Source organism: Streptomyces sp. KR55 (assembly GCF_052245645.1).
GTDB lineage: Bacteria > Actinomycetota > Actinomycetes > Streptomycetales > Streptomycetaceae > Streptomyces > Streptomyces flavusporus.
Genome location: NZ_JBQQCE010000487.1, coordinates 1 through 7,432, shown reverse-complemented (window position 1 = coordinate 7,432; position 7,432 = coordinate 1). Strand labels below are relative to the sequence as shown.

At 67.8% G+C, this 7,432-nt stretch carries 7 protein-coding genes and 1 pseudogene; 3 read left to right on the top strand and 5 right to left on the bottom strand.

Annotation, left to right across the window (positions count from 1 at the left end; all coding sequences use genetic code 11):
* Positions 1–198: 198 nt before the first annotated feature.
* The 3 genes and pseudogenes from ACTWQJ_RS42785 to ACTWQJ_RS42775 all read right to left on the bottom strand — a co-directional run bounded on the left by ACTWQJ_RS42785 (position 199) and on the right by ACTWQJ_RS42775 (position 2,825).
* A complete protein-coding gene (locus ACTWQJ_RS42785) occupies positions 199–978 on the bottom strand; it encodes a hypothetical protein (protein ID WP_443311807.1) in 780 nt (259 codons plus the stop codon).
* 328 nt (positions 979–1,306) lie between these two features.
* Positions 1,307–2,098: pseudogene (locus tag ACTWQJ_RS42780) on the bottom strand (IS5 family transposase); the annotation flags it as partial.
* Between the two features lie 112 nt (positions 2,099–2,210).
* Positions 2,211–2,825 carry a helix-turn-helix domain-containing protein gene (locus ACTWQJ_RS42775; protein WP_443311806.1) on the bottom strand — a complete coding sequence of 205 codons (615 nt, stop codon included), beginning with the start codon at positions 2,823–2,825 and terminating at the stop codon, positions 2,211–2,213.
* A gap of 1,137 nt (positions 2,826–3,962) precedes the next feature.
* On the opposite strand from ACTWQJ_RS42775, the gene ACTWQJ_RS42770 reads away from it, so the two are divergent.
* Complete coding sequence (locus tag ACTWQJ_RS42770; protein ID WP_443311805.1) at positions 3,963–4,256, top strand: hypothetical protein; 294 nt, start codon at positions 3,963–3,965, stop codon at positions 4,254–4,256.
* A 161-nt stretch (positions 4,257–4,417) separates the two neighbouring features.
* Here ACTWQJ_RS42770 and ACTWQJ_RS42765 read toward each other — a convergent pair whose 3' ends face one another.
* Both ACTWQJ_RS42765 and ACTWQJ_RS42760 read right to left on the bottom strand, forming a co-directional pair.
* Positions 4,418–4,870, bottom strand: a complete 453-nt coding sequence (locus ACTWQJ_RS42765) for a DUF6415 family natural product biosynthesis protein (protein ID WP_443311804.1) — start codon at positions 4,868–4,870, stop codon at positions 4,418–4,420.
* Positions 4,867–5,079, bottom strand: coding sequence for a hypothetical protein (locus ACTWQJ_RS42760; RefSeq protein WP_443311803.1), 213 nt, complete (start codon positions 5,077–5,079; stop codon positions 4,867–4,869). The genes ACTWQJ_RS42765 and ACTWQJ_RS42760 overlap by 4 nt, the downstream gene beginning before the upstream one ends.
* 204 nt (positions 5,080–5,283) lie before the next feature.
* Here ACTWQJ_RS42760 and ACTWQJ_RS42755 point away from each other — a divergent pair, with 204 nt between their 5' ends.
* Both ACTWQJ_RS42755 and ACTWQJ_RS42750 read left to right on the top strand, forming a co-directional pair.
* Positions 5,284–6,729 (top strand): hypothetical protein, encoded by a 1,446-nt coding sequence (locus ACTWQJ_RS42755; protein WP_443311802.1) that lies wholly within the window; start codon positions 5,284–5,286, stop codon positions 6,727–6,729.
* A 9-nt stretch (positions 6,730–6,738) separates the two neighbouring features.
* Positions 6,739–7,227 carry a hypothetical protein gene (locus tag ACTWQJ_RS42750; RefSeq protein ID WP_443311801.1) on the top strand — a complete coding sequence of 163 codons (489 nt, stop codon included), beginning with the start codon at positions 6,739–6,741 and terminating at the stop codon, positions 7,225–7,227.
* Positions 7,228–7,432 lie beyond the last annotated feature (205 nt).

The following is a 7,432-nucleotide window of genomic DNA, read 5'->3' as shown; positions in this document are numbered from 1 at the left end:
ACTCCTCAACCAAAGACACCAGACGCGCCGTCGAGATGCCCGTGAACAACGGATGCGCCAACACCGCCCGATCGACCATGCCCCTCACCACGAGAGCATGCCCACCCGCTATCACGCACCAACTCGTAAGAGGCCATCTCATTTGGCGAGTCTGCGGTAGCAGATGAGGGTGCAGGCAGCGATGTTGGTCGCACCCGCTCAGCCGACCGAAGTGTTCTGTGTCGCCTTGCGTGCTTCGCTGAGGGCTCGCTGCCTGAGGTTGCCGCCGAACAACTGAATCGTGGTGGCGGCCAGGATGTCATCCCTGCCGATGGTCCGCCCGTCCCCCCTGCGGGTGGACAGTGCCCGGAGGGAATCCTTGAGGAACGGGGGTGGGGCCGGTTCGCCCGACATCACTAGGGTGACCGTACCGAAACGTTTGACCCCGCCCTCGCGGACGACCATGGCCGCGTCCCGGGCGAGGTCCGTCAGGAACACGCTCGCGATTCCGTCCAGGTCGCGGACCATCGCTGGGACGGCCGTCGCCCTCTGGCTCCGCAGCAGCTTCTTGACCCCAGCCTCGAACCTGTGGGCGCCGACCACAGCACTCGGTTTGCGCGACCTGCTGCGCTTACGAGAAGGCACGATGACGCCCTCGGCGTCGTACAGGACACCGGTCAGGCCTTGAAACGTCGGGCTGTGGTCGTACCACTTGGTCCCCACCTCGAGCTCGACGTTCCGGTCGATCGCCGAGAGAAGGTCCCCGGGAATCAGCTTCTTCCGGGCCTCCGCCGCCGCCGCTCTCCTCGCGCCGTCGATGATCTCCGTCAGCACTGTCCGCGTCACCGACGCGGCGGCCCACGCGGCCGACCGAGAGACGTGCATCGGGGTCACGTCCCTGAACACCGCTTTGACGAGAGAAGGCTTGAACGGCGAGACATCCATCACCGAGGCCGTCTCGGGACCGCTGCGCTCAGGGCGTGCGGGCTGTGTGGTCATCGGAAGGAACGCTCCCTGCTGTCGGAGTTATCAGAGGCCCACACTTCACCACGCAGACCCGCTCTCGTCCCCCCATCCTCCGTCGAAGCGGCACCTGGTCAAGGGCCTGACGGGCACATCCCGACGGCCGGGCCAATGATTAGCCACCTCCCGCACGCCCTCGTACCGTGGCAGCTGCGTCCCCCGTCCGGCTGCACCCCGTTCTCCCTAGCCCCTGCCACCGAGGAGGAGCGGCCGGTGAAGGCACGCAGGACGACAAGTGGGCGGCCAACCTGCGGGGCGGCGAAGGCGTTCCATGCCCGTGGGGGACACTTGAACGTGCCCCGCAGAGCCTGCGGCAGCAGATGAGGGTGCAGGCGATGCTGGTGAAGGCGAGGAAGTGATCGGCTTTGCGATCGTAGCGTCGGTGGAGGCGGCGGCAGCCGGCGAGCCAGGCCATGGTGCGCTCTACGGTCCAACGGTGACGGCCCAGTCGTTGCGAGGACTCCACTCCCTTGCGGGCGATCCGGTGCGTGATGCCCCGCTCACGTAACCATCGCCGCAGATAGGCGTAGTCGTAGCCCTTGTCGGCATACAGCTTGGCGGGCTTGCGCCGTCGTCGTCCGCGGCGCGAGCGGATCGGCGGGATGCCCTTCACGAGCGGGATCAGGGCCTGGCTGTCATGCAGGTTGGCCCCGGAGATCCCGACGGATATGGGCAGACCCGACCGTTCCTTGATCAGGTGAATCTTCGAGCCGTACTTGCCCCTGTCGACTGGATTCGGACCTGTCAGGTCCCCCTTTTTCAGGGCCCGCATGTTCACCGAGTCGATCACGCAACGGGACCAGTCCAACTCGCCGCGTGCGCCCAGCTCGTCGAGGACCAGGCGGTGGAGCTTGGCCCACACCCGGGCCTTCGACCACTCCGTGAAACGGCGGTGGGCCGTCGCCCCCGACGGCCCGAACGACGCCGACGGCACCTGCTGCCAGGTACAACCCGACGTGGCTACGAACACAATCGCGGCCAGCACCTCCCGGTCACCGTACCGACGCCGGCCACCCCCCTGAGGTCGCGACGGCGCCTCCGGTACCACCCGCTGGAACAACTCCCACAACTTGTCCGGCACCAACCGCTCAATCATCCCCACCATGACCCACAGAATGCCGAGTCAATCAAATGAGATGACTTCTAAGGCGCCCCTGCCCAGCCCGGGCACTGATCCACCCACTCCAGCAAGAGCCATCAGAAGCGCCCTAGGTGCTGTTGCCATCCGACTCGGCAAGGCCCAGGACGTTGCGGATGATGCCGAGGACGCTGGTCCGGCGGCCTTCAGGCAGTGCGCGGACCGTCGCCGTGATTTCCCTGATCTCTGAGTCCTCTGCCTGCTCTGATTCCAGGGCGTTCTGCAGGGCATGCCGCAGCTCGCGTGCCAGGCGGTCATCGCCTGTGGTGAGGTTGCCGCGCAAGGCCAGGTGCTCAACCCTCCTGCCCTTGAGCAAGGCGATGTAGTTGAGACTCTCACCCATCTCCGCAAGGGCCGCGAGAAGAGCATCAGGTCCGCTCATGGTGAAGTAGCCGGGGGCAACCCCGAAGAAGCGCTCCAGGGCAGCGCCGACGTCGAGTCCCGCCTTGCGTGTGCCGTTCAGCATCTTGCTGACGGCTTCCTTCGAGACCCGCGCGCCCTCCGCGATCTCGGAGATCCTGTACTTCTCTCCACCGGGCCCGCGCCGTGTCTCGTGAAGAAATCGCAGACGCTCGGTGAAGGAGGGATTCAGCTCCGCGTCGCTTACGTCCTCACCCGCGAACAGACGACGGACCGTTTCCTGCGGGATGGACGTCAGATGAGTGATTCGCTCGAAGTTGATCAACTCGTCCAGTGTGCTGCCCAACCCGGCCGCCTGGTCCCGGAGTGTCTCAATGGCCGCCTTGACGTCACGCTCCTCAGATGGGTGGGGAGTGTTCATGTATGGGCGGTCTCCTGCTCTGAGCTCGCAATCCCGTGTCCGCGGCGGACAGCAGCGTAGCGCGCAGTTGATTCCCGCACACTAGGCCGAGGACTTTTGTACTCGATTCAGGGCTATAACTCTCACTGCGGGGACAATTGTTGACAGCGGGGTCGGTGTGGACAAGGATCTCTCCCACGGTGATGCGCGTTCGTCTCCCCGTTGGTGGACTGCGCCTATCCATGATCACCCGCAGTGAGATCGCGTCACGTCATGGTGATGCGAGTACGCCAGCCCGGCACGAAAGGCGCAGCGGAGCCGGGCCCCCAGGGGGCATCGTGACCAAACGGATGGAGGAGTGGCTGAGCATGGGATTACCAGGCCGCTTACACCAGCACGGTTTTCCCCCTTGCAACGACATCTCCACGATCTGGTGCTGCCTTGGTTCAACAAGGTCGAAGGGGAGGTTCGCGACGGAGGAACAGGTGCTGGTGCGGTACCCAACAGCGAACCCGGAGCGCGGCCGCGAGGCCCAGTACGTGTTCCAACAGCGGCTGGCCCAGGGAATGGGCTCGTCCCGTCTCGAGACAGGCGCACTCAGGATCGCCGCTGAGCCGGCCGCGGCAGCTGACGCCGACCACCTCTCCACTGGCCGGGACGGACAAGGAAGCTGCAGCGCCGCGGTTCGCTGCTCGGCGCCCCGGCAGTTCCTCGGCCCGGCCGGGGCCGCCGGTTGGGGGGCGGCCTCGGCCATCGGTTATCACCTTCCCGCTTGGCCAGTCACCTCTTACAGGTTTACGCACATGCCCCAGCCTTCAATGCTCCTTGGATTAGGAGGCTCGGCCGCCTCCAGTGAATTCACCCTGGCCCAGATCGCATCCGCCCATCCAGTTGTCCTGGCCGATGCCGCCGCACCCGCCTGGGCACGCCCGCACCTTGCCCGCTACCTCCACGTCGACCTCGCCGACCAGACCGCGACGGCCGCAGCGGTGAAGGCCTTCGCCTCCGCCCATGCGCTGAGCGGCGTTCTCACCTACACGAGAGAGCACCAAGGGGGACCTGTTGAACACACCACCGAAGTTACGCGCCGAAAGCTACACCCGAACCGACGTCGAAGAGTTCCGCCGCCTGATGACCGAACTGGTCAAAGAGTGCCGGACGATCAGCGAGCAGCACGCAGACGGGTGGCAACCCTCCTCACCCGACCTTCTCAGTGAGTTCGGCGAGTCGATGGCCCTGATCGCGGACCTCTCCCGCACGCTCAACCACACCCGCGGCGGTATCCGCAGGATCAACGACGGGGCCCGCCACCGCAGCTACTCCCGCGCGGCAGAACCCGCCAGCCATCGGCAGTAGGACCGCCCGGCGGCCCCCTGATCGCTCCTGACCCGCATCCACTCCGCCCGATCGGACGCCGCCGGGGGGGCTGCAGGCGGAGGCCGGTCCCATCCCGCAACGACAAACCGGCCTCCGCACCGCCAGCCACATAGCGAAGCCGCCACCTCCCCCACCGACACCTACACCCGCCCCGCCGCATTCCCGGAGGGGCTGACCTTGTCGTACGGCACCCAGGCGTCGCCTGCCTCGATCGGCTTGTCGCAGGCCAGGCACATCGCCACGCCGGTCAACGCGTCGTAGTGGTCGCACAGGGCCACCACCGACCGGCCGAGCCGCCTGAGACGGTCGACCTCGCCGTAGAGGCCCGCAGCCTCGGGCTCCTCCAGACGCCGCCGGGCCTTGCCGACAGCGGCCAGCGCCACCTTCGCCGGAACGTCTTCCGGGGGCAGGACGTCGGCGAGCTGCTCGATCTGCGGGATCAGCTGCCCCAGGTAGTTGTGGAAGCCCTGACTGAAGAGCTTCACGCTCTGGTGGCGCGGCACCGTGCGCTGGTCCAGGAGCCAGGTCGCTGCGGCACGCATCGTGGCGGTGGACTGCGCGGGAGTCTCGGTCTCGTCACGGGTGGCGTTCACCGGGCAGCTCCCGCCCGGCGGTGGACGGGGCAGGCGCACGGCGCGAGCTGCGTGTTCAGCGGTTCGAGGGCGGGCTCGTACCCGTACGGCACACTGACCGTGGCCCGCGGCGGGCCCACCACCACGCCGTCCCGGCGGACCGTGTACACCTCGATGGCCATCTTCCCCCCGCGTGGGCGGTCCTCGCCGGGGGCGGTACCGTTCGTCATGTCGACGCTCCCTCTCAGGTTTGAGCGTTGGCCAGCCCCGGGCCGTTCGCGCGGTCGCCGGGGTCTGTCTTACTGATGCACCGAGCGTCGCCGTTTGCGTGCAACTGCGGGATGACCGGAGGGGGTTACCGAGCCGGTAATACACTCGTTCCTGGTGCGGTACGGCGCGACGAAGCGCATACGATCACCCCGGAAGTCGGCCCCATGGACGCCACCACCCCCGGCCCGCTCGCACCCGAGGTCCTCGAAAGGGACGACGTGAAGCGAGCCCTGGCAGAGCACGACTTCGCCGCGGCTTTCGCGCTGATCAAGAAGTGGGGCGGCCTGTCGCAGAACCGGATCGCGTCAGCCTGCCAGCTCACTCCCGGCAAGGTGAGCATGATCATCAGCGGGCAGCAGCAGGTCACCAGCTTCGACGTGATCTGCCGCATCGCAGACGGGCTGCGCATCCCGGGGCGCATGGTCGGGCTCGCCGACCGGCCGTGGGAGCGACAACCTGCCGCGCCAGACCCGCCGACGGCCCCGGCCGCGCGGTCGTCCGACGACGCATCCTGGCGTCCCGAGTCGACTGTGCACCTGGCCGCCGAGCTGACCAGGAGCGACCTCGTGATGGACCGCCGCACCGCTACGCGCGCCCTCGCTGGAGCCGCCATGTCTGGTGCTGCCCTGCTTGACACCCTGGAGGGCTGGCTCGAACCCGCACCAGCGGCAGAGCGCGTGCGCCGTCGCGGTCGCATCGGCCGGCGCGAGGTCCAGGAACTGGAGTCCACCGCGCGCGCCTTCCGGGCGTGGGACCACCGCTTCGGCGGGGGCCTGCGCCGCAAGGCCGTTGTCGGTCAGCTCAACGAAGTGGCCGACCATCTCGAGGAGCACCAGGCGCCGGACGTCGAGCGAGGCCTGTTCCGGGTGATGGCACACCTCGGGGGAACGGCCGCAACGATGGCCTGGGACTCGGGGATTCAGAAGCAGGCGCAGAACTACTACATGCTGGCTTTGCGCGCGGCCCACGCGGGCGGCGACGCCGCGTTCGGCGCCAACGTGCTGGCGGGCATGGCGCGGCAGATGCTGTACCGGGACCGCCCCCAGGACGCCCTCGAACTCGTGCACCTCGCACAGAAGGGAGCGGGCAAGGCCGCATGGCCACGGGTACGGGCGATGCTCCACACCCGAGAGGCGTGGGCGTACGCGGCGTTGGGCCGCTCGGCCGCGTTCCGGCGGGCCACAGCGGAGGCAGTCGAGGCACTCACAGAAGCCAATGCCGCTGAAGAGCCGTACTGGATCGCGTACTTCGACGATGCCGAGCTGGCCGGCGTGACCGGTGGACGCCTGCTGGACATGGCCCGCCGGGACCCGCAGCAACATGCCGAAGACGCCGCTGAACACATCCGTGGCGCCCTCGCGACCCGCGGCGCCGAAGCCGGGCGCAGCTATGCACTCGACCTGATCGGGCTGGCCGAGTGCTACTTCCTGATGGGCGACGTACCCGAGGCGGTTCACCAGACACACCGCGCCGTCGATGCTGCCGCCCGCACCCAGTCCACTCGCGTACGGGCCCAGCTCGGCCAGCTGTACCCGTACACCGTGGGCCGGTCGTCATCGCGTACGGTCGGCGAGGCGCGGAGTCGGATCCGCGAAGTACTGTCGAGCTGAGGGAGCGACGTGACCACGATCGCCGTGACCGGGCACATGGACCTGACCGACGCCAGCATTCCCTTGGTGCGTGATGCCCTGCGTGAGACGCTCAAGCCCTACGCCGACGGTGGCCTGGTCGGTGTCTCGTGCATCGCCAAGGGATCGGACTCACTGTTCGCGGAAGTCGTGCTGGAACTTGGCGGACGCCTGGCGGCGGTCATTCCCTCGCAGGACTACCGGCAGAACAAGGTCAAGCCTGACCACGCCGAGACGTTCGACCGGCTCACCGCAGCCGCGGACGAGGTGCTGGTACTCCCCCATGAGGCCGCGAACCGGTCAGCGTACGAGGACGCCAACCGCGCACTTCTCCAGCGGGCTGACCGTCTCGTGGCCGTCTGGAATGGCGAGCCCCCGAGCGGCAACGGCGGCGGTACTGCGGACACCGTTCTTGAAGCCCGAGAAGCCGGGCTACCGGTCGACGTGGTCTGGCCGGACGGTGCCGCCCGCCGGGCGTGAGTGAACGCACAAGCCGCCGCAACCTCGGCCATTATCGCGCGCGAGTCGGATGCCCCTGGCCCGGCTGGCCGGCCGACGAGGTGGAGCGGGTGGGGAAGTTCCTGGCGGCTGGGGGACTCCTGTGAAGTGAACGCTGGGTGGATTGCGTACAACCATTCGTTTGCGCCGCGGGTCTTGCGGGTGTGCGCGAGCCGATCTGACGGCT